Origin of the sequence: Idiomarina baltica OS145 (assembly GCF_000152885.1) — a bacterium.
In the GTDB taxonomy this organism is placed as follows: Bacteria; Pseudomonadota; Gammaproteobacteria; order Enterobacterales; family Alteromonadaceae; genus Idiomarina; species Idiomarina baltica.
The window spans coordinates 64,411-90,918 of sequence record NZ_CH672407.1; the positions used below are offsets into that span (position 1 = coordinate 64,411).

Genomic DNA, 26,508 nt, shown 5'->3' on the forward strand with positions numbered 1-26,508 from the left:
CGGCGAATTATAGAGATCCTATTCACACTTGCAAGCACTTTTTTGAAATTAATTCCCAACTGGTTATTTATTGCTCGTTCTGGTTATTGTTCGAGCTTTTCCCCTGCTTTTCGTCCTTAAACTCGGCATCATCTTGCTCATTATCACCAACCACGTGTTCCAGCTTTAGTTTGTTTACGCTACGAATAGTTAATACCGGACCCGACAATGCATATAAGAAGAAAATACCGAACAGCACTAAAGAGGGCTGAGTTGCTACAATAACGAATGCCAACACAATCACTAAAATCACGACAAATGAGACTTTTCCTTTCCAGTCGACATCTTTAAATGAATGGTAGCGGAAGTTTGTAACCATCAGTAAGCCGGCAACAATAGTAACAATTGCCGCAAAGCCGCCTAAATCATTACCCGATATACCGTATTCAGTACCGACCCAAACCAGCCCCGATACAACAGCCGCGGCACTTGGGATTGCGAGCCCCTGAAAATAGCGTTTGTCAGCACTACCTATATTAGTATTAAAGCGAGCTAACCGGAGTGCGCCGCCTGCCACGAAAATAAAAGCAGCGAGCCAACCCAATTTACCTAAGTCGGCCAATGCGTAGTTATACATGACTAACGCAGGTGCCATACCAAACGATACGATATCAGCCATGCTGTCATATTCAGCGCCGAAATCACTTTCAGTTTGAGTCATGCGTGCGACGCGACCATCTAATCCGTCAAAGATCATCGCAATGAAGATAGCCACGGCAGCTTCCACATAGCGCTCGTTCATAGAGGCAATGATCGCATAGAAGCCCGAGAACAAACCTGCCGTAGTAAATAGATTAGGTAATAAATAAATACCACGTCGTTTCTGTGAGCTCTGGCTTTCTACCTTACCCGACTCGTTAGCCATGTTTACTATTCCTCTTAAGTACGAAAAAAATTCAATCTTATTTGAGTTTAGCACAGCGCAATCAACGGTTAAAAATGCTTTAAAACACTATCAATAAAAAAGGAGGGGCTTCCCCCCTCCTTTATGCATTAGACGATAGTTGATTAACTAACACGCTACTCAATAGCTAAACGATTATCTGCTACATCAACATGAATCGTATCACCGGCTTTAAAATCTCCCGAAAGAATGCGCTGCGCTAACGGGTTTTCAAGTTCTTGTTGAATTGCACGTTTTAACGGGCGCGCACCAAACACAGGGTCAAAACCTGCAGACGCGATGAAGTCTAGCGCTTCAACACTTAATTCGATGCTCATGTCTCGGTCTTCAAGTCGAGCATAAAGACGCTGCAATTGCGCTTCTGCAATCGAGCGAATTTCTTCTCGACCTAGCGGATGAAACACAACCGTCTCATCAACTCGGTTAAGAAACTCAGGTCGGAAGTGACCCGCTAAGACGTCCATGACCATCGCTTTCATTTCATCATAGCTGTTATCAGACGCATGCGCTTGAATCAGATCGGACCCTAAGTTCGATGTCATAATGATCACCGTATTCTTAAAGTCCACCGTGCGACCTTGACCATCGGTCAGCCTTCCATCATCCAATACCTGTAGCAAGATATTGAATACGTCAGGGTGAGCTTTTTCGACCTCATCGAGCAAAATAACAGAATAGGGTTTACGACGAACAGCTTCAGTGAGGTAGCCGCCCTCTTCATAACCGACATATCCTGGAGGAGCTCCCACTAACCGTGCCACCGAGTGCTTCTCCATAAACTCGGACATATCGATTCGAACCATCGCATCGTCGGTATCAAACATGAAGTTTGCTAACGCTTTGGACAACTCGGTTTTACCCACACCTGTTGGTCCGAGGAATAAGAACGAGCCGATCGGACGGTTCGGATCCCCTAACCCTGCTCGAGAGCGACGAATAGCATTAGCGACCGCATCCACCGCCTCATTTTGACCAACGACTCGCTTGTGTAATAACGACTCCATCTGTACCAGTTTTTCACGTTCACCCTCGAGCATTTTGCTCACAGGAATACCAGTCCAACGTGACAGAACGTCCGCGATTTCCTCATCCGTGACTCGGTTTTTCAACAAACTCATGTCTTGCATCTCGGCTTGCAGCGCTAAATCCAATTGTCGCTCTAGCTCAGGGATACGCCCGTATTGCAGTTCCGACATACGATTTAAGTCACCAGCGCGACGCGCAATATCCATCTCAGTACGCACTTGGTCAAGCTGCGATTTAATGTGCTGAGTGCCCTGGACCGCCGCCTTTTCTGAGTTCCAAACTTCTTCAAGCTCGCCGTACTTTTTCTCTAGTTCATCGAGCTCATCATGTAAGTGTTCAAGACGCTTTTTACTCGCATCATCCTTTTCCTTCTGCAACGCCTGACGTTCCAATTTTAATTGGATAATACGGCGCTCTAAGCGATCTAAGTCCTCTGGTTTAGAATCAATCTGCATTCGGATGCTAGATGCTGCTTCATCAATCAAGTCGATGGCTTTATCCGGCAGCTTTCGATCACTGATATAGCGATGCGATAACGAAGCAGCCGCAACAATCGCTGGGTCAGTAATTTCCACCGAGTGATGGATTTCGTAACGCTCTTTCAAACCACGCAAAATAGCAATCGTGTCTTCCACGGTGGGCTCATCAACCAACACTTTTTGAAAACGACGCTCAAGCGCGGCATCTTTTTCAATGTACTGACGATACTCATCAAGCGTGGTCGCCCCTACACAATGAAGTTCACCACGCGCCAGCGCAGGCTTGAGCATATTGCCAGCATCCATCGCGCCATCCGCTTTGCCAGCGCCCACCATCGTATGTAATTCATCAATAAAGAGAATCACTCGACCCTCTTCCTTTGCCAGCTCGTTAAGCACAGCTTTGAGGCGCTCCTCAAATTCGCCGCGATATTTTGCACCTGCTAATAAGGCTCCCAGATCGAGCGATAAAACGCGCTTATTCTTGAGACCTTCTGGCACCTCTGCATTGATGATTCGTTGTGCCAGCCCCTCAACGATAGCTGTTTTTCCCACACCTGGATCACCAATCAGTACAGGATTATTCTTAGTTCGACGCTGCAATACTTGAATGGTACGTCGAATCTCTTCATCACGCCCAATCACAGGATCCAATTTGCCTTGCGCCGCTCGCTCAGTCAGATCAATCGTGTACTTATCAAGTGCTTGACGCTTTTCTTCGGCATTCGGGTCATCAACATTCTGTCCGTCGCGGATATCATTAATGGCCTTTTCCAAGGCGTCCTTCTTAATACCGAGCTTTTTAAACAACTCACCAAGCGGTCCTTTATCCTCAGTCGCTGCCAACAAAAACAGTTCGGACGAAATATATGCATCTTTACGTTGCTGGGCATACTTATCGCAAAGGTTTAATAACTTTGCGGTGCCTTGCGAGAGTTGAACTTCTCCTTCTGCCCCTTGCACTTCCGGCATTTTGTCGAGCAGTTTGCCAAGCTCTGAGCGGAACTGACTGATATTAGCACCAATAATGGTAAACAGCGGACGAACCGAGCCGCCCTCTTGATCCATGAGTGCCTGCATCAAATGTGCGGGTTCGATAAATTGATGATCTCGACCGAGTGCTAATGATTGTGCATCAGCGATGGCCATTTGGAATTTAGTAGTGAATTTATCGTGTCTCATAATTACTTCCTGAGTTAACTTTCTCTTAAAGCAAATATGGGTACTTTTTCGACACTTTCAAGTGATACAGATCAACTTCGCCAGATTAAAGATGCCATCCTGGCAGGCTCTTGGGCTCGACGCCAAGAATACCAAGCGTCGCTTTCACGATAAGTGCAGCGATTACTCAGTGTAACGTCAGATATACCCAGATTATTGAGCTGCTGCGTTGCGAGCCCTGATAAGTCGGCGAGCCATTTGCCGTCACCGTCTGGAATAAAATAGATATCCGCATTGATGTTGCGGCGGATAAATGCTGTGCGGACTTCGCTTCCCACTTGAAACATCGGCTGAGAAATTGCAGGACCAATCCACACGCTTAATTGATCTGCCTTAACCTTCATTGCAGTTACTGTATTTTTAATTATCCCTTCAACTAAACCGCGCCAGCCTGCATGAACCGCAGCAATGCGATCACCATCCCGCGTGCACATTAATATAGGTAAACAATCAGCAGTCAATACCGCACACACACTCGGTTGATCAGACCAAACAGCATCGCAGGGTTCGCTAAGCGCACCGACATGAGATACCTTTGTTGTGTGCTGCTGTTGCAACCAGCGCACGTGAAAAGGCAAGTTAAGTTCTCGTCGAAGCTGCTCGCGTCGGAGTATTACAGCGGCAGGGTCATCACCCACATGGGCAGCGAGGTTACCCACTGTACGTGTGGTAACCGCCGCTGAAATACCTGAGGGTAAAACCCAATCAGGCGTCAGAATGCGCTTCAAGGTCATCTTTCATGCTTTGAATGAGTGCTACAAAGTCGTCAGGACGTGGGGCTTCAAAACTCATCCAGTCACCGGTTATAGGGTGGTGAAGCGATAGTTTTGCTGCATGCAATGCCTGTCGACTAAAGCCACGTAGCGATGCCAAAAACTCGTCGCTCGCCTGTTTAGGTGGACGCGGACGCCCGCCATACGTTAAATCGCCAACTAACGGGTGACGAATGTGCGCCATATGAACGCGAATCTGGTGTGTACGACCACTTTCTAGTCTCAGGCGGAGTAACGTATGCGCTCGAAACCGCTCCACAACTCGATAGTGAGTGACTGCAGGCTTACCTGAACTAACAACCGCCATATGCGTCCGTTTGGTGGGATGTCGACCGATAGGTTCATCAACCATCCCACCCGCGGTCATTACCCCGTTACACACAGCTTCATATTCACGGGTAATTTCACGCTTTTGCATCATATCAACCAACTGAGTCTGAGCTGGAATATTACGCGCCACCACCATTAAACCTGTGGTGTCCTTATCCAAGCGATGAATAATGCCTGCCCGCGGAACATGATCGATATCAGGGTCGTAATGCAATAGGCCGTTTAACAGAGTGCCGTCAGGGGCTCCGGCTCCTGGATGAACCACCAAACCGGCTGGCTTATTGATAATTAAGATGTCTTCATCCTCATAAACAATATCAAGCTCAATCGGCTGTGCTTGGTAACGCTCCTCGCGCTCAAGTTCAGCATCGATAGCAACCAACGCGCCGAACTCTAGTTTTTCGCGCGGCTTTTCAATAACCTGAGCATCGACAGAGACTTTACCCTCTGTGATCCACTTTTTCATGCGCGAACGAGAATAGTCTGGGAACAACTCAGCCAATATCTGGTCTAAACGCTTCCCCGCGAGGGATTCAGGCACGATGGCCTCTAGTTGAATAGTTTCATTCATAAATTTTTTTCGACTGTCAAAGAGTATTGTGCTGGGTTAGAATGCGGATTATCTATTAATTATGATAGTGTAACTTGTTACACTGAACTTTGCACAGGCAAAACACCGCTTATCTAAGTGACTGACTCTAAAAAACCTGAGGTGTTATGAAACGTCGTATCCTAATTTTAACTGCCGCAGTCGGATTAAGTCTGGCAGGGTGCTCGTCAACAGATGACCAGCAAAGCGAGCTCAAGTACACACAAGTTGAGCTCATGTATGAATCAGCGCAAGATCAAATGTCCTTAGGGAACTTTACCCAGGCAGAGGAAGAACTTTCGAATATTAATTCGCGTTACCCCTTTGGTCCCTTCGCTCATCAAGTCCAATTGGACCTGATTTATCTAAATTATAAGCTTGATAATACTGAAAAGGCGCTTGCTGCCATTGACCGTTTTATAAGCTTAAACCCGAATCATAAGGACGTTGATTACGCGTTATACATGCGCGGTCTGACGAATCAACGAGCCGAATATAATGCCATTCATGAACTGGCGGGCGTAGATCGTTCTGACCGTGACTCCACCATGGCAAAAGAAGCTTTTAAAGACTTTGCCGAACTGCTACGCAAGTATCCTGAAAGCAAATATGCAGCAGATGCTAAAAAGCGTATGATCGCGATAAAAAGTCGTCTGGCTAAAAAAGAACTGGCAGTGGCCCAGTACTATATGAAGCGTCAAGCCTATCTCGCAGCAGCTAACCGTGGTCGTTATGTGGTAGAAAACTTCGAGAATACGCCAGAGGTGGAGAGTGCCTTGGCGATGATGGTTGAGTGTTACGACCAACTCGAATTAGAAGAACTTAAGCAAGACACGCTTAAGGTACTCAGAAGTAACTTCCCTAATAATGAGTTAGTCAACAACTAATCAAAAGTGAGCAGGCTAAACCGCCTGCTCATTTTCCTCTCCGGTTCGGATTCGAATGACTCGTTCAATATCCGACACAAAGATTTTACCATCACCTATTTTGCCCGTCTGTGCGGTTTCCATGATGGCTTCAATACAGCGTTCAACGTCTGTATCAGCAACCACTACCTCAAGCTTCACTTTAGGCAAGAAGTCCACCATATATTCAGCACCCCGATAAAGCTCCGTGTGCCCTTTCTGGCGTCCGAAACCTTTGACTTCGGATACTGTCATTCCTGCGATGCCGACTTCTGATAAAGCTTCTCGCACATCGTCCAATTTAAATGGTTTTATTATTGCTTCGACCTTCTTCATGGCCACTCCAATCTAATTTTGGCGTTCTAATTCAAAACGGTAATGACTAGTTATCGGATAACGTCGATCACGACCAAAGTTTCGTGCCGTAATTTTAGGTCCAACAGCCGCCTGCCGGCGTTTATATTCATTTATATCAACCAACTTTAATGCTCTGCGGACATCCGCTTCGTTAAAGCCCGCTGCAATAATGTCCACCACAGACCAGTCCTGCTCTACGTAGAGCGAAAGAATACGATCTAGGTCACCATAATCGGGCAACGAATCACTATCGACTTGATCCGGCGCCAGCTCCGCAGAAGGTGGGCGCTCGATAACTCGCTCTGGTATACAGGCAGATCGCGTGTTTCTGTAAGCTGCAAGTTGGTAAACTAACGTTTTTGGCACATCTTTAATAGGTGCAAACCCACCACACATATCACCGTACAGCGTTGCATAGCCTACTGCAACTTCACTCTTATTGCCCGTAGTAAGCACTAGCGCGCCGGATTTATTCGACAACGCCATGAGCAAAACACCACGACAACGTGACTGTAAATTCTCTTCGGTCGTATCTGTCGATGTCCCAGCAAAGAACGGATCGAGTTGCTTCATAAACGCATCAAACATCGGTTCAATCGGAACAACATCATACTTCACGTTAAGCGTTTCCGCCTGTTGTTCAGCATCCTCTAGACTCATATTTGACGTATACTTGAACGGCATCATGACGGCTTGAACACGCTCAGAGCCCAGTGCATCTGATGCAATCGCTAAGGTGAGTGCCGAATCGATACCTCCCGATAGCCCGAGTAATACATTCTTAAAGCCATTCTTATTGACATAGTCTCGCACCGAGAGTACCAGCGCATCATATACATGAGCCAAGCGCAAATCACTATCTTCGCCGGCATACGGAGGAAAAGCCTCACACGTCAGTGACTCAGTGGTTAACTTAAGTGTTGCGAGCGTTGTCTGGCAGTGAGGAAGTTCTGCGACTAACTCGCCCTGCTTATCCAATACCAGCGAATGACCATCAAAAATCAGTTCATCTTGACCACCACAGTTATTCAAATAAGCAATGGGGAACCCGTGCTCAGCCACTCGTTGCTTCAAAACGGATAGTCGTTGATCGTGTTTATCGATTTCGTAGGGAGAAGCATTAACAGACAATACGAGATCAAGTTGATCATCCGCCAGGCGAGCCAAAGGCTCAGGATGCCATAAATCTTCACAAATCATCAGCCCGATGCGATATCCCTGCCATTCAAACACTTGTCCCTCATCACCAGGAACAAAATAACGCTGTTCATCAAACACACCAGTATTTGGTAAACGTTGTTTTTTATAGCGCAGTAAACATTCACCCCGATGAAGCACTGATATAACGTTAAACAGCTGCTCGCCGACTTTGCTGGGATGTCCAACAATTACAACACAATCCGAAGCAGCCGCACTGATCTGCTCGACCGCATTATCAACAGCTTCTTGATGATCAGTTCGTAACAATAGGTCTTCAGGTGGATAACCTGTAATAGCTAACTCTGGAAAGACAATAATATCATGATCGCGGCTCTGCTCAGCGACCGTTTTAAGTATCAGGCTTGTGTTGTTATGAAGCGCACCGACAGTAAAATCTAATTGTGCCATGCACAATGACAGCTCAGACATAGTGTTTGATCCAGCGTTACAGGACTAAAAATACAGGGGGCGAATAGTATAGTAGCGACGAAATTTTGGCAAATTAACGCCGTCCTAGTGACGTAAATCTTCAGGTATTGGCTCGTCAGTATTCGGCTTTTTAGGTCGCTTAGCTTTACCTTGTTTGAACATTTTAAGTTGATAAACATAAGCAAGCACCTGAGCTACGGCAACAAACAATCCACGAGGAATCTCAGTTTCTAACTCAGTGGTATGATAAATTGACCGAGCTAGCGCAGGCGAGGCCACCAACGGCACGTCGTACTCTAGAGCAATTTCACGAATCTTAGCCGCTGTTTCGTCGGTCCCTTTGGCTAAGAGGATAGGAGCCTGATTTCCACTCTCTTCGTATTTTATAGCCACCGCAAAATGTGTCGGGTTGGTAACTACAACATCTGCTTTAGGAACCTCTTGCATCATCCTACGGTTCGCCATTTCCATCTGTAAGCGGCGAATACGACCTTTTACCTCAGGACTACCTTCTGAGTCTTTATGCTCGTCTTTGATCTCCTGCTTGGTCATACGTAAATCTTTATTGTGCTTCCAAAGTTGAAAAGGCGCATCGATGACAACAATTAAAAACATCGAGCAACAAATCAGTAGAAACATCCACATCAAGATATCGAGCGCATTTTCAATCATGCTCGGCATCTGACCCATTGAGATCTGTAAAATGTTATCGAACTGCCAGCTCAACAGTAAAAAGGCACTGATCGCCACCACCCCGAACTTAGCGATTCCTTTTACTAACTCGACCAAGGCTTGGGTACCAAACATTCGCTTGAAACCATTCATGGGGTTCATACGCGAGAATTTAGGTGCCATTGCTTTCCAAGAAAAATTGATACCACCTAGCCAACTATTACCCAGAAATGTAAAAAGGGTAATAAAGGCAAATATAATGATAACCGGCCAAATGATGTGCTCAAACCCTACAGCAAGCGCCTTATAGATTTGCGAAGTATCAAAAGCTTGTCGTCTTTCAAGCGTAAACAAGTCACGGAATAGCCCTCTCACGCCAGCGTAGAGCGACTCGCCAAACCAAAAGAACGCGACGGCAGCACTGACTAACACAAAGGCAGTTCCCATCTCCTTTGAACGCGCTATTTGGCCTTTCTCTCGGGCCTCTCGTTTGCGTTTCTCGGTGGGTTCCTCTGTGCGTTCTTGATCAGTTTCAGCCATTCATCACCTCAGCATCGACTACCAATAACCGTACACATGACACTCACCGCTTCTTGCCATTGATTTTCAAAGTGGAAGATAAAGCCCCCTAAAGTCAGCCATAAAACGATCAATCCACTCACCATGGTAATCGGGAAACCAATCGCAAAAATGTTTAGCTGCGGCGCTGCACGAGTCATTACACCAAACGACAAATTAATTAGTAGCAAGGCAATAATACCCGATAACATTGCTGTAAGTGCTGCCGAAAACATTGAACTTCCCCAGTCGGCAATCATTCGAAATGCATCGGCATTCAAACCAGTCATCGCCACGGGTACAGAATCGAAACTCGCAACGACCATTTGAATCATTAATAGATGACCGTCAAGCGCGAGAAATATCAAACTCGCCAACATCAAAAAGAACTGCGCTATCACTGGAACTTGTTGGCCATTAGTCGGATCGACCATTGAAGCAAAGCCCAAACCAATTTGCATTGCAATGATTTGCCCACCCAATACAAACGTCTGTAAGAAAAGCAATGAGAGCAAGCCCAACGCAACCCCAATGACAATCTGTTGCGCCGTCACCAGCATACCGCCCACTGTAAATATCTCGACGCCCGGATTCACATCTGGTAATGCGGGTGATATTGCAAATGTAATTGCTAAGGAAAGTAAGACCTTAATTCTTGAATTAACTAAGGTACCGGAAAACAACGCCATACTCATTAGCATTGAGGATACACGTGTCAGCGGCCACAAATGTTGCTGTAGCCACTCCATCAACACCTGCGTAACGAGATCCATGCTAGCCGACCACTTGCGGTATGCGGTTATACATTTCTATAGTGAAGTCCATTAGCAGGCCAACAATAAAATGCCCACCGAGTCCGATAACAGCCAGTGTGACCAATAAACGCGGCAAAAAGCTAAGGGTTTGCTCATTAATTGAGGTTGCAGCTTGGAAAACCGCAACCATCAGACCGACCAGCAAGCTCGGCACGATGATAAAAGCCACTATAATAACAATGACTTTGAGCGCCTCTTGAAACACATCGAGAAAGACTTCGGGGGACATCTCGCCTCCTAAACACCAAAGCTGCCAGCTAACGTGCTCATGGTTAAGTTCCAACCATCGACCAAAACAAACAACATTAACTTAAACGGGAGCGATACAATCATCGGTGATAACATCATCATACCCATCGCCATCAATACACTTGCAACAACTAAGTCAATAATCAAAAACGGGATGAATAACATAAAACCAATCTGGAAGGCGGTTTTGAGCTCCGATGTAATAAATGACGGAATCAATATCGACATCGGAGTATCTTCTGGACTTTGAATATTCGTCTCACCCGCAATATCGGCAAACGTTTGGATATCCGTCACACGCGTTTGCGCAAGCATAAAGGCTTTTAGCGGCGCTTTGGCGCGATCGACCGCTTCCATCGAGGTCACTTCTTCATTTAAGTAGGGTTGCAACGCCTTGTCATTAATTTCTGTAAGTACTGGACTCATAATAAAAAATGTCAAAAAGAGCGTGATACCGATAAGCACCTGATTAGAAGGGGACTGTTGTAAGCCGATAGCTTGTCGTAAGATGGCCAAAACAACAATAATACGTGTGAACGACGTCATCATAATAACCATCGCAGGGATGAACGTCAGCGCCGTCATTATTGCCAGAATTTGTAACGTGACAGAATACTCCTCGCTACCATCTGGATTAGTTTTTACCGTAACGGCTGAAATATCTTGCATCGCGTTTGCCACATCAGGAAGCAATAGTGCGAGTAGCACAAAACAACCTAAGAGAAGCTTTATTTTCATTGTTTTTCTTCTCCTAACACAAAGTCATCGGGCAATTCTTTCAAACATTCGACGCGTTCAGGCGTGACACCTAGCAAGAATTTCTTGTCACCAATTTGCACCACGCTGATACGTTCTTTAGGCCCTAATGAAAGCGTCCCCATCAGCTTCATGCCCTTTGAGCCTTGAAATTTAACGTTGAATCGTTTTAATACCGTCGCTAATGCAATAATAACAACAATCACTGCAATTAATGCGACCAGCATAGAAGCAATATCTTTTCCGCCAATAGGCGATGTTGCTTTGTCGACCTGAGCAAGCGCAGGGCTTGCCCAAATACTAGCGCAACTTACGAATACGCTCGATTTGACTGATAACATCAGTGAGTCGAATCCCAAATTTATCATTAACCACAACAACCTCGCCGTGTGCTATCAGAGTGCCATTGACCAACACATCGAGAGGCTCCCCAGCAACACGTTCGAGTTCCACCACCGAACCTTGGTTAAGCTGTAGCAAGTTACGAATACTGATTTGGCTACGCCCTACCTCCATTGAGATGGTAACCGGAATATCGAGGATCGCGTCTAATTTTCGCTTATCGCCATCATCAAGGCTCTCAGCATTCAATTCCTCTAGCTCTGCTGTTCGCACGCCCTCACTTTGCTTATCGGCATTATCCCCTGATTCGCCCTCTTCAGAAGCCGCCTGCTCAGCCATTGCCGCTTCCCAGTCGTCCATTTCATTGTCTTTATTGCTCATTTGTCTTCCTCAATCATTCAAATGCTGAATGCTATAAATCAATATCTTCTTCCAGTTGACGCAACTCTGCATCACCGCCAATTCGGCGTCCACCTCGAGTCAGCATATGGATATCTGACTTAACAGTCTCGGGACGTCGAATCTTATCTGAAATTTTCAACGCAATATTGTCTCGTGAACGACCCATTTTCGCATGAAAGGTAGGCAAATCTTCGATAAATACCGTTAGATTATCAGGCACTTCAAGTGGAATAATATCGCCTTCCTCAAAGTCCATAACCTCGCGCAATGTCACGTCGACATCAGCGAGCTTGGCAACCATTTCCACAGGCACGTCCATGATTTCGTCACGCAGCGCTTTACTCCAGCGCATATCGGTATCTTCTTTATCCGATTGTACACCCGCATCCAACAGTTCACGAATCGGCTCAAGCATTGAGTAAGGTAAAGCGATATGAAAGTCGCCCCCGCCGCCATCAAGTTCGATATGAAACGAACTAATAACGATAACTTCAGTCGGCGAAACGATATTGGCCATTGCCGGGTTAACTTCTGAATCCAAATACTCAAAGCCTACGTCCATCACAGGCGCCCAAGCTTCTTTATAATCTTCAAAAATCAGCTTTAACAGCATTTGGATAATACGTCGCTCAGTAGGGGTAAATTCGCGCCCCTCAATCTTCGCATGATAGCGTCCATCGCCGCCAAAAAAGTTATCTACCAAGATAAACACCAAACGTGCTTCCATGGTAATTAAGGCGGTTCCTTTCAGTGGGCGAAAACGCACCATATTTAAACTGGTTGGAACGAATAGTGTATGCACATACTCACCAAACTTAAGCATTTGCACACCGTTGATAGACACCTCAGCGGTGCGGCGCATCATGTTAAACAGGCTTACACGCATATGCCTCGCAAATCGCTCATTAACGATCTCAAGCGTAGGCATGCGACCGCGGACAATCCGATCTTGCGACGAAAAGTCATAGTCCAACGCTTCTGATGCTGCATCCGAGGATTCGACATCCTCCTCTTCGACGTCATCGACTCCGTGTAGGAGCGCATCAATCTCGTCTTGTGATAATAAATCGCTCAAAACACTGCTCGCTCTTTTATTGCATGACAAGGCCGGTAAAAAGCACTTTCTCCACCAAGCCTTCTCCCGTGACACTCTCGAGTGCGGAACGCACCTGTTTTAACGCAAGCTCTCTAATACGTTGCTTGCCTTCTGCTGTTCTCAGTTCGTCGGCAGTAGATGAACTAAATACTTCGTGCAAGGTACCCTCAATCAGTGGGATATGTTGCTTAGTCAGCTCTTCGCTACGCTCCCCTCGAACCATCAATTGCACATTAATTTGCACCGTTCGATCTCTCGAGTCACCCGGTACAATAAATACAAAGGGTCGAGGCATCCCGACATAGAGCGCATTACCCACTTGCGCAGGTTCAGACGTCATCTCTTCGCTTGAACCGCCTCCTGCCCCCATATCTGAAGCGCTCGAGGCTTGTTTAGTACCCATCAAAAACCACACTGCAACAATGATGATCACAACTAACAGAATCGCAGCAGCACCAATGATCAGCCACTTTTTCTTACCGCCGGGCGCTTTTTCTGAGCTTTCTTCTTGGTTATCGTTTTCCGCCATGGGTTGTTCCTAAACAAAGGTATAAGCTAATACAGAGCACTATATATCGAAACAGGGATAGGTTTCATCCCTTACACATAGAAATCGAGTCGCCCCTGCTCGAGAAAGTCGTCTACCGCACCATCTAACTGAAGGACAGGCTCTTCAGAATCACCATTATTTGCAAAACCTGTACCCCGCCCCGAACTTGATTCATTGCCTTGTCCACTTTGCTGCTCACTGACCGTGCTTTGCGCCAAGTTTAGGCCTTGCTGCTCCAACATCTCTCGCAAGCGCGGCATGGACTGCTCTATCGCATCACGAGCCTGAGCGGATTGCACTTGAAACTGTACGGTCGTCTGGTCGCCTTGCGTATGAATCCGCACGTGCATTGAACCTAATTCAGGTGGATCGAGACGGATGTCGGCGCGATTAATATTCTTCGAGACCATCAGCTGAATACGCTCTTGTAGCTTTTGCGCAGTCTCTTGTTGTTGCAGATCTAACGGCTTGTCAGCAGCCGTTTGCGCTTGCGCCACTGACATACCGTCAACTTTGGTCATCGCTTGTTGGGTCTGCGTAATTGCACTCATATGCGCAGCTGAGGATTGCGTGTGTTGAGTTAGACTTGTATCCATGCCTGACCCCGACACAGCGCTCAGTTCAGCCTCAGTTGCCATTCCCTGAGAGCGCGTGCTCCCATTATTAAGCTGTTCTTTTACAAACTTCGCCATCATGCTTTTATCAGCTGCCGGCTTTGTATCTTCATCTTTAACAGATTCAGAGGTGCTTTTGCCGTTATCAGATGAAGAAGAGCCTCCGCTCTTCTCGGTTGCATTTACCGAATCAACGCGTTCAGACTGAGTTGATTTTGTGTGCAATGAAGCCGGAATCGTTGAGGCAAGTTGAACCTGTTTATCTGACTTCTGCAACGCTGACTGATAGTGATCAATCCAATTTGATAGTGTGCTCTTTTGTCCCGCATCAAATTGCTTAGACGTCTCAAGAGCCCCTTTTATATGATTCATCGCTTCGGTAAGCGATGCGTTTGGCTGTTGCTTATGAAATGCGTCGAGTTCCTTGGTTAGCCAATCCTTTTGCTCTGGATTCAGTTTCGGCATCTCTATCTCACTCAACATGGCGAGCGGCTCCTCAGAGTCCTCGTCAAGCATCGCCTCGATATCTGTCCATTGTTTCTTTTGATGAGGTTGAATCACCTGAGTCTCAAATTGGGCCAACTCAGCCATCAAACCATCTGTCGCTTTATCAAGCGTTTCCTTGGGCATAAAGCCAGCTTGTTGTGCGTCGGCAACAACTTGCCGCATCTCTGCTATTTTTTGCGTCAGTTGACTCAGCACGCCTTGCTGGTCAGCACTCAATTGTTCGTCCGATTGAAGTTGCGTGACGTCCGCATCGAGTTTCGCTAACCACTGCTCCATCTCATCTAACGTCGCCTGATCTTGCTTACTGATCTCAATCGAAGTTTCCGTGTCAGCATGACTTTCTTCGCTATTGATAAGTAAATCGCGCATTCGATCAATGGTTTCTACCCAGTCCCGAGCCTCTGAAGCATGTTCTTTCGACGCTGACAGACGCTGACTAAGTGATGACTGAGGAAGCTCATTACTATATTCGGGCTTTTCGAATGCGCGGTGTGGACTATTAATGTCCACTTCACCACGGGCAAATAATTGCCGAGCACGCGGCTCCTCAGAAGCAGAAGGCATTAACTTGGCAAAGTCGCGACCGCTGACGTCCATCATATCCACATCAGTAAAATCTTTCGAGCTATCGCCTTTTACTGACGAACTGGACACGTTCGTGGTTAATTGAATAATCTGGGGCATAATGTGTCACCTGTTAGGCACTGCCGCATATATTTGACGCTACGGCTAATCTGATTCGATTAATTAAAACTAGCAATATTTATACCAGTTTTTGCTTTTTACCCCGTATAAAGCGTTGGGTGGAAAAATCATCGAGGTTTTTTTGTTCTTTTCTTGCCTGCAATCTTGCTGCTGCTCGTTTCTTGTTTTCTATCAGCAACTCAATAGACTCCGCTTTTTGCCGTTGTGCTAGCCATTGCTGCTTACGCTGCTCGACCACCTGATTTAACTGTTGCAGCACGTTATGCATCTGCTCGATACCTTCATCCAGCTTGCCGACAAACGCGTGATATTGACCAAATTGAATAGAACGAATTCCACCTGCTCCGCGCGCTTGCAACTGATTCAAGTAGTCTAACCGATACTGTACTAACCCATCGAGACGCTGTTGCTCACTCACTAGCCGTTGTTTAGCCTCACCAAAATGCTGCGCCAATTTGTCGGTGCGTTGCTGCTCAAGTTCTAACAACATCGTCAATTGTGATATATCAGCCATAAAGACAATCCCTAACGCGAAGCGAACGCGCGTTGAGTCAACTGCTGGAGTTTCATGAGACTCTCATCGTAACTAATCACTTCATTCATACGCTGAGTCAAAAAGCCCTCAACCTGAGGTTGCATCGCTATCGCTTCGTCGATCTTAGCATCAGAGCCCTTACTGTAAGCCCCAATAGATATAAGGTCGCGATTACGACGAAACGATGAGTACCACTGTCGAACTTTTGTCGCTCGTTGCAGGTGTTCATCGGAAACAACCTGGGGCATGACACGACTGATCGAGGCCTCAATATCAATGGCGGGATAATGCCCAGAATCGGCTAGCTCACGGTTCAGTACGATATGCCCATCGAGAATAGCACGCGCTGAGTCAGCGATAGGATCCTGCAAATCATCACCTTCAGTGAGCACGGTATAAAATGCCGTAATCGATCCTTGTGCGCCACCGCCATTACCCGCGCGCTCAACCAAAGCCGGCAGGCGTGCGAATACCGAAGGGGGATAACCTTTTGTGGCCGGAGGTTCACCGACCGCCAATGCAATCTCACGCTGCGCCATGGCGTAACGAGTTAAAGAATCCATCAACAGTAAAACATTCATACCCTGATCACGAAAATACTCGGCTACTTTTGACGCAGTTTCGCACCCGCGTAAACGCAATAGCGGTGACTGATCCGCAGGGGCAGCCACGACCACCGCCTTTTCCAATCCTTCTTCACCCAATATTTCATCAATAAACTCTTTGACTTCTCGACCCCGTTCACCAATGAGTCCAACAACGATAACGTCTGCATTGGTGCCTTTCGTCATCATTCCTAGTAAGACACTTTTACCGACACCGCTACCGGCGAATAAACCCATGCGCTGCCCCTGACCGACAGTAATACATGCATTAATCGCGTTGACGCCGACATCTAGCGGCACTTTCACGGGTCGGCGATTAAGTGGATTGATAGGCAGGCTACGATAGGCATTTTGATTGTCTGTTAATATCGGTCCCTTGGCGTCTAATGGATGACCTCGTGCATCAATTACACGGCCTAAAAGCTCTAACCCAAGCGGCAGCTGTTCGGTACGCGTTAGCGGTTTTACTTTGGCGCCCGGAACCACACCGTGCGCATCATCCATGGGCATCAAATAGCTAGTCTGACCTTCAAAGCCCACCACCTCTGCCTCGATATCGCCATGTGCAGATTCGACTGCACACGTTGCACCAATAGGTGCCCGCACGCCGACAGCCTCAAACATAAGTCCGACCACTCGTGTTAGATAGCCGGATACCAATACTGGCGCAGGCTTCACCCGCTTTTTCAAGCTTGCAAAGTAATCAGTTAAGGTATCAGTCATCAGCCGCCCTGCAATTTTTCAAAAATCAAGTCGACTCGGCTAGCAAGTGAGTAGTCCACGCTTGAGCTTTCTGTCGTCACGCGGCACCCGCCGCGCTCGAGTAGGTCATCCTTACTGAGCAACCACCCTTTTTCTTTTAATTCTTCTTCACCCAAGCTCGCTTGGATTACCTCAATATCGTCAGGATTGAGGTGAATGATCACTCGTTGATCGGTCACGGGAAGCACTTCAAGGGCCTGCTGAAATGCCTTTTTAACAATATCTTCATTATGCAGAGGTTCGTTTAAGCAGGCTGTTCGGGTCAGGGTGAAAACCAACTCTAATAACTCTTTTCGCAAGGTTTCGGTAAGTTGCTGTGTGGGCGCGGCTAAGCCATTCATCACTTCAATCAGAGCTTGTTCTGCCTCACTCATTTGCGCCTTGCCGTCAGCCAGCCCTTGCTCAAAACCTGCATGGAAGCCCTTCTCACGACCTTGCTCCACACCTTCTTCGTGTCCTTTTTCAAGCCCTTCCTGATGACCTTGCTCAAAGCCTGCCTTAAAGCCTTCTTCCCGTGCGGCCTCGCGAATCTCCTCGAGCTGTTTCGCGGTTAAGGGTTCTGGCTTTTCTTCTTCGGGCTCAGGCTCCGGCGGCTCATAATGCCACTTTCGAGGTTTATTCAGAGCGTTGCGGCGCTCACCTGCTTTTAAATCTTCCGTGGTGATATCCGGCAAATCCCAAGTTTTCATCGTCGGACGCTCGCTCATGATTGCAGGTTCCTAGCTACTGTCTTATAAAAACTCATCACCACCACCGCCGCCAAGCATAATTTCTCCGGCGTCGGCCAAGCGACGGGCGACTGCAAGAATGTCTTTTTGTGCAGCCTCGACGTCACTAATCCGTACAGGCCCCATCGCTTCTAAGTCATCTCGCAAGAGATCGCCTGCACGCTTCGACATATTTTTGAAGATTTTTTCTTTGACCGAGTCATCAGCACCCTTAAGGGCTTTCTGTAACGTATCGCCGTCGACTTCACGCAGCAGCGTTTGAATGCCGCGGTCGTCGACATCGACTAAGTTTTCGAAGACAAACATCAGATCTTGAATTTGCTGACTCATTTCTTCGTCTTGCTCGCGTATCGCATCCATTAACTGACCTTCGATATTGGTATCGAGGTAGTTCATAATATTGGCAGCAGCCTTCAAACCACCCATCTTCGCCGCCTGCGCACCCGCTTGACCAGCAAATTGTTTTTCCATGATTTCATTCAATTCTTGCAGTGCCGCTGGCTGAACTTCTTCTAAGTTAGCGATGCGCATCATCAGGTCTAATCGCACTTTTTCTGGGAACTGAGCCATAATCTCTGCACTTTGCTCAGCATCAAGATAGGACAGCACGATAGTTTGAATCTGCGGGTGTTCATTACGAATGATCGTCGCCACTTGTTTTGAGTCCATCCATTTCAGCGAGTCGAGGCCCTTGGCACCACCGCCCATAACGATCTGTTCTATCAGGTTGCCTGCTTTGTCCTCGCCCAATGCTGAGGTCAGCGCCTTACGCACAAACTCTTCACTCTTGAAGCCAATGTTTGTAAATTTCTGGATCTCATCTAGGAACAAGTTGTGTACGGCGTTAACTTTGTCTTGATTAAAGTCTTCAAGGCTCGCCATTGCCGTGCCCACTTTCTGTACCTGCTTCGGCTCTAGGTGTTTTAGAATTTGCGCGGCGTCTTCCTCAGATAGGCTCAGCAATAAAATTGCAGCCTTTTCCACGCCTTCAAGTTGCGTTACGTCAAATTCAGTTTCACTGCGTTTGGTGCGAATATCTGTATTAGGCATCTTCGTTTAACCACGCTTTTACTACTTGTGAAGAGAGTTCAGGCTCATTTGCAACCAATGCCCGTACTGCTTTCAACAAGTCTTCATCTTTATGTAAATCAGGAAGTTGTAAACTCCCATCAGGTCCAAAACCAACAGAGCTCTCATCAAATTGCGACGATAGCAAGTCGATAGTTTCATCACCCATCATCTCATCGTCTTCGAGCATTGAGTGAGCATCGTCTTCCAATTCTTGAGTTGGGTTAATCAGTTTCTTCAACATTGGACGGACAACAGCAAGAATGAGTACCAGAATGACCAGGCCCCCCATCACTAAACGAGCGGCACGCCAAAACCAAGGTTCATCCCACATTGCTGTTTCACCCGCGCCCAAATCAGGTAGCTGCGCGAACGGAACCGATACAACTTCAATCGTATCACCTCGACTGAGGTCAAAGCCAATACCACCTTGTAATAACCGACGAATATTCGCTAACTGTTCAGGTGAGGCGGGTTGAGGCACCTGCTCGCCATCCGCATTGGTTGTCATCGGCTGATTCACCGCAACCGACACGCTCAATCGCTCAATTGTCCCGCTTTGACTGCGCGTATAGCTAACGGTATTGTCCAACTCATAGTTACGTGTTGCTTCACGATGCATACTCCCGGTCGCATCACGCTGACTACCTGCACCTGTGGCCTGTTCGGGAATATTTGATTCTAATGGGGGCTGATTACTGAGTGCACCAGGAATACCACCGACGGCTGTACCAGCGCTGCGGTTCTCCACCGTCATTTCGCTACGAATGGCTGGCATGTCTGGGTTGTATAGCCGTTGTGTTTTTTCCGACTGCGTAAAATCCATTGTGACATCGACCTGCGCAGTGTAATTGTCATATCCCAATACCGGAATCAAAATGCTGTCAATTTTATTCAGGTATTCTTCTTCGCGTTTACGCTCTAACTGATACTCGCGGCTATTCGTGGCGGCTAATGCGCTTTGCGAACCAGAGTTCAAAAGCCGACCGTTTTGATCGGTGACAGTGACTTGTGAAGTTTCTAAACTCGTGACGGACGATGCAACCATATCGACAATAGAGGCGATTTCTTCCTCACTCAGTGACTGATTACCTTTCACGTTAAGCATCACAGATGCTTTAGGTTGTTTCTCACGACGTGCAAATACGTTTTCTTTAGGCACGGCCAACAGCACACGAGCGGCCGACACTGCGCGCATTTCTTCAATTGCTCGTGCTAACTGAATTTCCCGGGAGTGGATCAAACGTTCACGCTCGAGTCGTTGACTCACGCCAAAACCAGGCTCACTCATTAAAATATCGGAGCCGTTGCTTTCCGATTGACCGTAATCCACACCGGCACGCGTTAACTGAAGTTTAACCGCATCGTAGTTCTCCTCAGGAACCGATACCACATTACCGTCGACTTTATATTCGATATTGTTTGCGTCGAGATAATCTAAAGTACCAACGAGCTGTTCTGTTTCCATTTTTGCAAGAGGACGGAAAGTCGACTCTTGTGCCCAAAGCATAATGAAAATAGCGATGGCCACACAGATAGCAAGCGCCAAAATTACGACGACTTGGCGCAACATATCAAAGTTCGCCAACTTATCGACGATGCTTTGCTTTTCTCCTGACTGCCCGCTTGCGTCAGCAGCGCTGTTACCCGCGCCTTCTGTTACCATCAAATCTGTTGATTCAGCCACAGCTCATTCTCCAACTAATTCGGTTATACCGGCATTGACATGATTTCTTTGTACGCTTCTACCATCTTATTGCGCACTTGCACCGTTGCTTCAAAAGCAATACTCGCTTTTTGACTCGCGATCATGGTTTGTTCGAGCGTGACATTGGGATCGCCCAGTTCCATGCGCGTTTTTAAATCACCCGAAGTCTGTTGTAGCTCGTTGACGTTATCTACGGCCATTTTTAACAAGTTTGAAAAATCAGCGTTTGCTGAATTTTCGACTTTCAGCGCATTATCGTTCTGCGGCTTGTCGAGGTTGGCAGATTGCGTTGTGAGCTCGCGCCATTGTTGATAGGCTGCGTTGGCATCTACTTTCATTTCTTTCTCCGTCAAAAAACTTACGACTTAACGTGTTGCCTATGACGATGCAAGTAGAATGCCAACTCTGCTTTATAAGGTGGGTTAATTAGACACTCAGTCCGTTATCTCTAATCTTGGCAAGTTTATAGCGCAGTGTTCGGGGCGATATTCCTAGTTCTTCAGCAACCGGTTTACGCTTACCATGATGGCGCGCCAACGCTTGCTTGATAATGCGATACTCTTGCATGAACAATGATTCGCCCAGTTCCTCGGCAGGTTCATTGTCGAGGTTTTCATGCTCAGGTTGTGAAGCAAGTAACTGACTATCCTGAGAAACTTGCTCGGGCAGGACATGGTCCATCAACGCATCGTCTAGCATCAAATCACTGGGTCGTATTTTGCCACCTTGTTGGAGAACTAAGGCTCGTTGAACAACATTTTCAAGTTCTCTGACATTCCCCGGCCATGCATATTGCTTTAGGTGTTGAAGCGCCTCGTCCGACAACGTCACCGCTTCTCGAATACCTAAACGTTGACGATGCCGCGCAATTAACGCTTCAGCTAACGGTCCGATATCCTCAGTTCGCTCCGCGAGAGGCAGCCACCTTAGGGGGAACACGTTGAGTCGATACATGAGATCTTCGCGGAAGATCCCTTCCGCCACAGCGGCTTTAATATCCCGATTAGAGGTCGCTATGATGCGAACATCAAGACGAATCGCTTGGCGTGCGCCTAACCGTTCAACCTGACGCTCTTGAATCACACGTAACAATTTCGCTTGCAAGGCGATATCCATTTCGGTCACTTCGTCAAGCAACAATGTGCCGCCTTGTGCCAGTTCAAACTTACCGGGTGAAGACTGAGTCGCGCCGGTAAATGCACCTTTTTCATAGCCGAACAAAAGTGATTCCAGCATCGTTTCAGGGATCGCTGCACAATTAACCGCAACGAAGGGTTGCTTATCTCGCTTGGATTGTTGGTGGATATAACGCGCCAATACTTCTTTGCCCGTTCCACTCGGACCGGTGATCAACACCGTAGCCTCCGTTCGAGCCACTTTTTTAGCTAACTCTAATAGCGCCAAACTCGCGCTATCCTTTGCTACCACACCATGACCTGCTGCCGGCTCGATGGGTGCATGACGTTGCACAAGTTGGGTCAGTTCGTCTATCGAAAACGGTTTACTGAGGTAGTCGACAGCGCCCTCGCGCATCGCTACAACAGCATCGTCAACTTTTGCATACGCGGTCATCATCACAACGGGTACATCGATCTTCAGATGTTTAATATTTCTGAGTAATTGCAAACCGTTCATACCTGGCATTTGTACGTCGCTGACGACCAAGTCAATGCGATGCTTCTTAAGCTGCAATAATGCTGATTCACCATTATCGGCATGCAAACATTGGTAGTGCGCCAATTCAAGCGTGTCTGTAATAGCCTCTCGTAACGCGGCGTCATCCTCAACAATCAGAATAATTGGACTAACCATAACGCACCTCCAGATTCGCGTGTTGAACGATGGGGAGCACTATCCTGAATTCGCTTCCACAGCCCTTTTCCGACTGCCACTCGATACGGCCATTATGCGCTTTCGTGACCATATCAACGACTGCTAATCCCAATCCTGTGCCGTGGGTTTTGTTGGTGGCAAATGGCGTAAATAAGCGTTGTTTCATCGCCTCGTCGATACCAACGCCAGTATCACGAACAGAGCAACTCCAAAAACCTTCGCTCGTCTCGGTTTCGACAACGACTGACTGTCCCTGTTGACTGGCGTCAATCGCGTTAGTGATCAAATTTTGAATCGCTCCTGCTACGGCTGTTTGGTTAATACGCAGAGCCGTACCCTCATCATCATCTTGCCATCTAATGGCTACCCTACGTTGCGCTGCGTATGCTTCGACACTTTGTTTGATATGATTCATCAAGTCATCTGCATCAACGTCAGCTAGCGTGCTTTGTTGACCGCTTTTAGCGAATAGCAGCATATCGTTAACGTGGTGCTCTAGGTCATGTAGGCGTGTTTTTAGCTTGCGACTAAACTGACAACGCTGATCCTCGGTTAGGTTATTTGAAGATAAATGCTCTGAATAAAGAAGCGCTGTCGCCAACGGCGTACGTATTTGATGTGCAAGGGAAGCGACCATGCGCCCCATGGAAGACAGGCGTTGTAAGTGCGCGAGCTGGGCTTGTAAGTCACGCGTCTCAGTAAGATCGGTAAGCACCACAAGCTGCCCTGGCTGCTCTGGTAGACTCGAAATATCGACACGGACTCGCCGCCCATTATGCAACGAAACCTCGTGCCAGTCATCGGCTTTGGGAGTAAAGGTGCGCGCGACACAATCGCGCCATAGCTCACCGTTTAAATCGGTCCCGATGAGCTGAATACTGCTTGGATTACAGTAATCAACGATACCTTGGCCATTGACTAAAATGACCGCGTTAGGCATCGCATCAATGAGAGCGTAGTTCGATTGCATAAATTAGTGCATCCTGAAAAATTCCTTACACTAATAATGCAAAAGGCATGCCTATTATTTTCTTTTTAATTCAACATGTTAGAAGCGTCAAAATATCAACATCATACTTTCGTGATGTCATATTTTTTCATTTTTTCGACTAACGTAGTGCGCCGCATACTGAGTAGGTCTGCGGCCTTTGCGACAACCCCATCAGCACGGTCAAGCGCTTGTTTTATCATTTCTACTTCAATTTCAGCTAGCATATCCTTAAGGTTTAAGCCCGACTCAGGGATTTCTGCCGACCCAGTTACGTCCAAACTGGGAAGTTCGCTTGAATCTTCATCACCTTCTTCGTCTTGCTCCGAGAAAATCGCATTCAGCGCATCTCGCTCCAACAATTCTTCTGGATACTCAGGTGTTAAATCCTCAGCGTCGATATGCCGATACTTATGCGGTAGATCGTTTACGTCGACCCATTGATTGGGGTGTGTAATTGACAGTCGCTCAATTAAGTTCGCTAATTCGCGCACATTGCCAGGCCATGGGTGCGCTTCCAGCGACTGTAGTGCACGTTCGGTCAAACGCACACTAATACCACGTTCTTCCTTAAACCGCTCGGCAATCTCACGAAGTAAGAGCGGCACATCTTCTGCACGTTCTCGCAATGCCGGCATTTCGATAGGGAAGACATTCAAGCGATAGTAAAGATCTTCACGGAATCGCCCATCGGCAATCATAGTCTCAAGCTGGCGATGAGTAGCAGCAACAACCCGTACATCGGCCGAAATACTCTTACTGCTGCCAATGCGTTCAAATACGCGCTCCTGTAATACACGTAGCAATTTGACCTGCATTGGTAGCGGCATATCACCGATTTCATCTAGGAATAACGTACCGCCCTGTGCCAGCTCGAAACGCCCTTTACGCACACCAATAGCTCCAGTAAAGGCGCCTTTTTCGTGACCAAACAACTCACTTTCGAGTAAATCGGGGGGAATGGCTCCACAGTTCACGGGAACAAAAGGTCCTTTAGCACGACGCGAAAGCTGGTGAATCCCACGAGCGACAACCTCTTTACCCGTACCCGACTCACCTAATACTAGAACATTCGCCTCACTTCCTGCGACCTGTTGAATGAGCTTACGAATTTCTCGGATATCGTGGCTTTGGCCGACCAATTTCCTTTCTAAAGGATCGGTGTTCTTACCGTGGTAGCCTCGCTGGCTTGGAAGGTGGCGATGGTATGCTTGACAGTAGCGAATCAAATGCGACAGTTCATCGTAGGTCAGTGCTTGCGATATTTCACCGACGACATTCGCACGTCGAACCGCATTCGCATGACGCTCAGTTGCACTAATAAAAGGAACATTGGGATAGTCACAAGCCAAAGCTTCAAGATCATCAACGCAGTCGCCTGCGATGATGCATAAAGCATTGTCTAATTGCTCATCCCCCAGCCACTGGGTTTGGCACTCTACGAGCTCGCCCATAAAGTCGAGCACTGTCTGTAACTGCTTTTTACGCTCCGTATTCGACTCGAGTACATAAATAACTCGAGAATCCATCGTAGAGGAGTTTACCACGCGCTAACCCTTTAGTTTGCCAACCGACCGATTACAAAGTCTTGACCGGCACTATGAAGAAATAATTCTGTTACATCGGGTAGTTCGCGTTGCTGTGCAATTTCTACCCACTGATAAAATACATTGCGATGAACTTTTGCTGTTAAACCTGTCGGGAGTTCAAAGTACGGCACTCCATCCTTAACAAAACTTAACAGTTGCTCGTTCAAAATATATCGCTCATCAATATTGGTTACAACTTGAATTACTGTCTCACCTTCATAATCGTGGAATTTCCAATCGACGATCATAAACGGCGCATCTGCAACCGCGATTTTCACTTTTTCAGCAGGCGTTACAAGAAAATATTCGCCCGACTCACACACCAACACTGATGCAAATAATTTCACCAGTGCAGTGCGAGTAATAGGCGAACCTTGGTATAACCACTGACCATGTTCATCAATAAGCATCGGAATCTCGCCACAGTATGGCGGATCCCATTTTTCAGTAGGGGCGTGACGATACGACTCGAGCTGTTTAGCTAAATCGTTCAGAGACATAGGCAATTAATCAACAAGTTTCTTCTGTCTGAGTAAATACCACAAGGTGGCTTCAGTGCGATTAGACACCTTGATCGCTTTGAAGATTGCTGAGAGGTGAACACGGATAGTACCCTCAGTAATGCCTAATATATTAGCAATCTCCTTGTTAGATAAACCTTGCGCCAATAACTGCATGATTTCAAGCTGACGTGGCGAAAGGAAGCTTTCAGCACCACTGCTTTTATTACGAGGTTCATTAAGGTTCGGGTCATCCGGTAAGTAACGGTCACCGTTGAGCAGGCCCCGAATCGCCATTTTGGCTTGCTCCGCTGAGGCATCTTTAGGTAAATAACTCCGTACTCCCGCGGCCATAACTTGGCGCACATCGCCAACCGCTTTAGCTTTAGTAAACAGCACTAAATGCGCTGAAGGCGCCAAACGCTTCAAACGCTGCAAAGCAGGACGAATTTCCTCATCAGGTAATTCCATCTCAACAAAGATAATATTAAATTCATCCGCTTTTAGGTAGTTTTCTGCAACCGTGAACGAATCAGCCTCATAAATTGCTGGCTGCGTTGCATAGTTCGTCAACAATTGTATGAGTCCTGAACGCATGAAGAACGAAGGATCAATAATTAATATCTTCATCTAGTTTCTCTCGTTGAAAATCCTTATCTATTTAACTTTTAGCA

At 47.0% G+C, this 26,508-nt stretch carries 27 protein-coding genes; 1 reads left to right on the forward strand and 26 read right to left on the reverse strand.

Annotated elements, in window-relative coordinates; all coding sequences use genetic code 11:
• Window positions 1-67 precede the first annotated feature (67 nt).
• The 4 genes from pssA to rluD form a co-directional block, all read right to left on the reverse strand.
• Window positions 68-904 carry a CDP-diacylglycerol--serine O-phosphatidyltransferase gene (pssA, locus tag OS145_RS09405; RefSeq protein ID WP_006956157.1) on the reverse strand — a complete coding sequence of 279 codons (837 nt, stop codon included), beginning with the start codon at window positions 902-904 and terminating at the stop codon, window positions 68-70.
• Between the two features lie 155 nt (window positions 905-1,059).
• Window positions 1,060-3,630, reverse strand: coding sequence for an ATP-dependent chaperone ClpB (clpB, locus tag OS145_RS09410; RefSeq protein ID WP_006956158.1), 2,571 nt, complete (start codon window positions 3,628-3,630; stop codon window positions 1,060-1,062).
• A gap of 71 nt (window positions 3,631-3,701) precedes the next feature.
• The gene (pgeF, locus tag OS145_RS09415; RefSeq protein ID WP_006956159.1) at window positions 3,702-4,403 is read right to left on the reverse strand and encodes a peptidoglycan editing factor PgeF; all 702 of its coding nucleotides are present in this window, start codon (window positions 4,401-4,403) and stop codon (window positions 3,702-3,704) included.
• Window positions 4,375-5,343, reverse strand: a complete 969-nt coding sequence (gene rluD, locus OS145_RS09420) for a 23S rRNA pseudouridine(1911/1915/1917) synthase RluD (protein ID WP_006956161.1) — start codon at window positions 5,341-5,343, stop codon at window positions 4,375-4,377. The genes pgeF and rluD overlap by 29 nt, the downstream gene beginning before the upstream one ends.
• Window positions 5,344-5,489: 146 nt before the next feature.
• On the opposite strand from rluD, the gene OS145_RS09425 reads away from it, so the two are divergent.
• Window positions 5,490-6,248 carry an outer membrane protein assembly factor BamD gene (locus OS145_RS09425; protein WP_006956163.1) on the forward strand — a complete coding sequence of 253 codons (759 nt, stop codon included), beginning with the start codon at window positions 5,490-5,492 and terminating at the stop codon, window positions 6,246-6,248.
• A gap of 15 nt (window positions 6,249-6,263) precedes the next feature.
• On the opposite strand, the gene glnB is transcribed toward OS145_RS09425, so the two are convergent.
• The 22 genes from glnB to OS145_RS09535 all read right to left on the reverse strand — a co-directional run bounded on the left by glnB (window position 6,264) and on the right by OS145_RS09535 (window position 26,464).
• A complete protein-coding gene (gene glnB / locus OS145_RS09430; protein WP_006956165.1) occupies window positions 6,264-6,602 on the reverse strand; it encodes a nitrogen regulatory protein P-II in 339 nt (112 codons plus the stop codon).
• Between the two features lie 12 nt (window positions 6,603-6,614).
• Window positions 6,615-8,252: an NAD+ synthase gene (locus tag OS145_RS09435; RefSeq protein WP_040488069.1), complete on the reverse strand. Its 1,638-nt coding sequence runs from the start codon at window positions 8,250-8,252 to the stop codon at window positions 6,615-6,617.
• Window positions 8,253-8,336: 84 nt separating this feature from the next.
• The gene (gene flhB, locus OS145_RS09440) at window positions 8,337-9,464 is read right to left on the reverse strand and encodes a flagellar biosynthesis protein FlhB (RefSeq protein WP_006956170.1); all 1,128 of its coding nucleotides are present in this window, start codon (window positions 9,462-9,464) and stop codon (window positions 8,337-8,339) included.
• An 8-nt stretch (window positions 9,465-9,472) separates the two neighbouring features.
• Window positions 9,473-10,255, reverse strand: coding sequence for a flagellar biosynthetic protein FliR (fliR, locus tag OS145_RS09445; protein ID WP_006956172.1), 783 nt, complete (start codon window positions 10,253-10,255; stop codon window positions 9,473-9,475).
• 1 nt (window position 10,256) lies between these two features.
• Entirely contained in the window at window positions 10,257-10,526 is a 270-nt protein-coding gene (gene fliQ, locus OS145_RS09450) for a flagellar biosynthesis protein FliQ (RefSeq protein WP_006956173.1), read from the reverse strand.
• A gap of 8 nt (window positions 10,527-10,534) precedes the next feature.
• On the reverse strand, window positions 10,535-11,284 hold the full coding sequence (gene fliP, locus OS145_RS09455; RefSeq protein WP_006956174.1) for a flagellar type III secretion system pore protein FliP: 750 nt from the start codon (window positions 11,282-11,284) through the stop codon (window positions 10,535-10,537).
• On the reverse strand, window positions 11,281-11,643 hold the full coding sequence (gene fliO, locus OS145_RS09460) for a flagellar biosynthetic protein FliO (RefSeq protein ID WP_050750002.1): 363 nt from the start codon (window positions 11,641-11,643) through the stop codon (window positions 11,281-11,283). Before fliO ends, fliP begins: the two co-directional genes overlap by 4 nt.
• Window positions 11,603-12,025, reverse strand: coding sequence for a flagellar motor switch protein FliN (gene fliN / locus OS145_RS09465; protein ID WP_006956176.1), 423 nt, complete (start codon window positions 12,023-12,025; stop codon window positions 11,603-11,605). The genes fliO and fliN overlap by 41 nt, the downstream gene beginning before the upstream one ends.
• A gap of 31 nt (window positions 12,026-12,056) precedes the next feature.
• Window positions 12,057-13,121, reverse strand: coding sequence for a flagellar motor switch protein FliM (fliM, locus tag OS145_RS09470; RefSeq protein WP_006956177.1), 1,065 nt, complete (start codon window positions 13,119-13,121; stop codon window positions 12,057-12,059).
• Window positions 13,122-13,137: 16 nt separating this feature from the next.
• A complete protein-coding gene (gene fliL, locus OS145_RS09475) occupies window positions 13,138-13,671 on the reverse strand; it encodes a flagellar basal body-associated protein FliL (protein ID WP_006956178.1) in 534 nt (177 codons plus the stop codon).
• 71 nt (window positions 13,672-13,742) lie between these two features.
• On the reverse strand, window positions 13,743-15,497 hold the full coding sequence (locus OS145_RS13040) for a flagellar hook-length control protein FliK (protein ID WP_006956179.1): 1,755 nt from the start codon (window positions 15,495-15,497) through the stop codon (window positions 13,743-13,745).
• A 79-nt stretch (window positions 15,498-15,576) separates the two neighbouring features.
• On the reverse strand, window positions 15,577-16,032 hold the full coding sequence (gene fliJ, locus OS145_RS09485; protein WP_006956180.1) for a flagellar export protein FliJ: 456 nt from the start codon (window positions 16,030-16,032) through the stop codon (window positions 15,577-15,579).
• Window positions 16,033-16,043: 11 nt separating this feature from the next.
• Window positions 16,044-17,381 carry a flagellar protein export ATPase FliI gene (fliI, locus tag OS145_RS09490; protein ID WP_006956181.1) on the reverse strand — a complete coding sequence of 446 codons (1,338 nt, stop codon included), beginning with the start codon at window positions 17,379-17,381 and terminating at the stop codon, window positions 16,044-16,046.
• On the reverse strand, window positions 17,381-18,127 hold the full coding sequence (gene fliH / locus OS145_RS09495; RefSeq protein ID WP_006956182.1) for a flagellar assembly protein FliH: 747 nt from the start codon (window positions 18,125-18,127) through the stop codon (window positions 17,381-17,383). The genes fliI and fliH overlap by 1 nt, the downstream gene beginning before the upstream one ends.
• A gap of 24 nt (window positions 18,128-18,151) precedes the next feature.
• Entirely contained in the window at window positions 18,152-19,198 is a 1,047-nt protein-coding gene (fliG, locus tag OS145_RS09500) for a flagellar motor switch protein FliG (RefSeq protein ID WP_006956183.1), read from the reverse strand.
• Complete coding sequence (gene fliF / locus OS145_RS09505) at window positions 19,191-20,882, reverse strand: flagellar basal-body MS-ring/collar protein FliF (RefSeq protein ID WP_165477457.1); 1,692 nt, start codon at window positions 20,880-20,882, stop codon at window positions 19,191-19,193. The genes fliG and fliF overlap by 8 nt, the downstream gene beginning before the upstream one ends.
• Before the next feature lie 44 nt (window positions 20,883-20,926).
• Entirely contained in the window at window positions 20,927-21,262 is a 336-nt protein-coding gene (gene fliE / locus OS145_RS09510; protein WP_006956185.1) for a flagellar hook-basal body complex protein FliE, read from the reverse strand.
• An 88-nt stretch (window positions 21,263-21,350) separates the two neighbouring features.
• Window positions 21,351-22,736: a sigma-54-dependent transcriptional regulator gene (locus tag OS145_RS09515; RefSeq protein WP_006956186.1), complete on the reverse strand. Its 1,386-nt coding sequence runs from the start codon at window positions 22,734-22,736 to the stop codon at window positions 21,351-21,353.
• Window positions 22,729-23,727: a sensor histidine kinase gene (locus tag OS145_RS09520; RefSeq protein ID WP_006956187.1), complete on the reverse strand. Its 999-nt coding sequence runs from the start codon at window positions 23,725-23,727 to the stop codon at window positions 22,729-22,731. The genes OS145_RS09515 and OS145_RS09520 overlap by 8 nt, the downstream gene beginning before the upstream one ends.
• Before the next feature lie 101 nt (window positions 23,728-23,828).
• Window positions 23,829-25,274, reverse strand: coding sequence for a sigma-54 dependent transcriptional regulator (locus OS145_RS09525; RefSeq protein ID WP_006956188.1), 1,446 nt, complete (start codon window positions 25,272-25,274; stop codon window positions 23,829-23,831).
• A 29-nt stretch (window positions 25,275-25,303) separates the two neighbouring features.
• Entirely contained in the window at window positions 25,304-25,834 is a 531-nt protein-coding gene (locus tag OS145_RS09530; protein WP_006956189.1) for a DUF1285 domain-containing protein, read from the reverse strand.
• A 6-nt stretch (window positions 25,835-25,840) separates the two neighbouring features.
• Window positions 25,841-26,464, reverse strand: a complete 624-nt coding sequence (locus OS145_RS09535) for a LuxR C-terminal-related transcriptional regulator (protein ID WP_006956190.1) — start codon at window positions 26,462-26,464, stop codon at window positions 25,841-25,843.
• Window positions 26,465-26,508: the final 44 nt, after the last annotated feature.

Coding starts and splice junctions, on each gene's coding strand:
- fliH (WP_006956182.1), bottom strand. CDS start 18,127: ATGAGCGAGCGTCCGACGATGAAAACTTGGGATTTGCCGGATATCACC.
- fliO (WP_050750002.1), bottom strand. CDS start 11,643: ATGTTATCAGTCAAATCGAGCGTATTCGTAAGTTGCGCTAGTATTTGG.
- fliG (WP_006956183.1), bottom strand. CDS start 19,198: ATGCCTAATACAGATATTCGCACCAAACGCAGTGAAACTGAATTTGAC.
- glnB (WP_006956165.1), bottom strand. CDS start 6,602: ATGAAGAAGGTCGAAGCAATAATAAAACCATTTAAATTGGACGATGTG.
- OS145_RS09515 (WP_006956186.1), bottom strand. CDS start 22,736: ATGGTTAGTCCAATTATTCTGATTGTTGAGGATGACGCCGCGTTACGA.
- OS145_RS09530 (WP_006956189.1), bottom strand. CDS start 25,834: ATGTCTCTGAACGATTTAGCTAAACAGCTCGAGTCGTATCGTCACGCC.
- OS145_RS09525 (WP_006956188.1), bottom strand. CDS start 25,274: ATGGATTCTCGAGTTATTTATGTACTCGAGTCGAATACGGAGCGTAAA.
- fliN (WP_006956176.1), bottom strand. CDS start 12,025: ATGAGCAATAAAGACAATGAAATGGACGACTGGGAAGCGGCAATGGCT.
- fliE (WP_006956185.1), bottom strand. CDS start 21,262: ATGAAAGTAGATGCCAACGCAGCCTATCAACAATGGCGCGAGCTCACA.
- fliP (WP_006956174.1), bottom strand. CDS start 11,284: ATGAAAATAAAGCTTCTCTTAGGTTGTTTTGTGCTACTCGCACTATTG.
- fliF (WP_165477457.1), bottom strand. CDS start 20,882: ATGGTAACAGAAGGCGCGGGTAACAGCGCTGCTGACGCAAGCGGGCAG.
- flhB (WP_006956170.1), bottom strand. CDS start 9,464: ATGGCTGAAACTGATCAAGAACGCACAGAGGAACCCACCGAGAAACGC.
- OS145_RS09425 (WP_006956163.1), top strand. CDS start 5,490: ATGAAACGTCGTATCCTAATTTTAACTGCCGCAGTCGGATTAAGTCTG.
- pssA (WP_006956157.1), bottom strand. CDS start 904: ATGGCTAACGAGTCGGGTAAGGTAGAAAGCCAGAGCTCACAGAAACGA.
- OS145_RS13040 (WP_006956179.1), bottom strand. CDS start 15,497: ATGCCCCAGATTATTCAATTAACCACGAACGTGTCCAGTTCGTCAGTA.
- clpB (WP_006956158.1), bottom strand. CDS start 3,630: ATGAGACACGATAAATTCACTACTAAATTCCAAATGGCCATCGCTGAT.
- fliI (WP_006956181.1), bottom strand. CDS start 17,381: ATGACTGATACCTTAACTGATTACTTTGCAAGCTTGAAAAAGCGGGTG.
- OS145_RS09435 (WP_040488069.1), bottom strand. CDS start 8,252: ATGTCTGAGCTGTCATTGTGCATGGCACAATTAGATTTTACTGTCGGT.
- fliR (WP_006956172.1), bottom strand. CDS start 10,255: ATGGATCTCGTTACGCAGGTGTTGATGGAGTGGCTACAGCAACATTTG.
- fliJ (WP_006956180.1), bottom strand. CDS start 16,032: ATGGCTGATATATCACAATTGACGATGTTGTTAGAACTTGAGCAGCAA.
- fliQ (WP_006956173.1), bottom strand. CDS start 10,526: ATGTCCCCCGAAGTCTTTCTCGATGTGTTTCAAGAGGCGCTCAAAGTC.
- OS145_RS09535 (WP_006956190.1), bottom strand. CDS start 26,464: ATGAAGATATTAATTATTGATCCTTCGTTCTTCATGCGTTCAGGACTC.
- rluD (WP_006956161.1), bottom strand. CDS start 5,343: ATGAATGAAACTATTCAACTAGAGGCCATCGTGCCTGAATCCCTCGCG.
- pgeF (WP_006956159.1), bottom strand. CDS start 4,403: ATGACCTTGAAGCGCATTCTGACGCCTGATTGGGTTTTACCCTCAGGT.
- fliL (WP_006956178.1), bottom strand. CDS start 13,671: ATGGCGGAAAACGATAACCAAGAAGAAAGCTCAGAAAAAGCGCCCGGC.
- OS145_RS09520 (WP_006956187.1), bottom strand. CDS start 23,727: ATGCAATCGAACTACGCTCTCATTGATGCGATGCCTAACGCGGTCATT.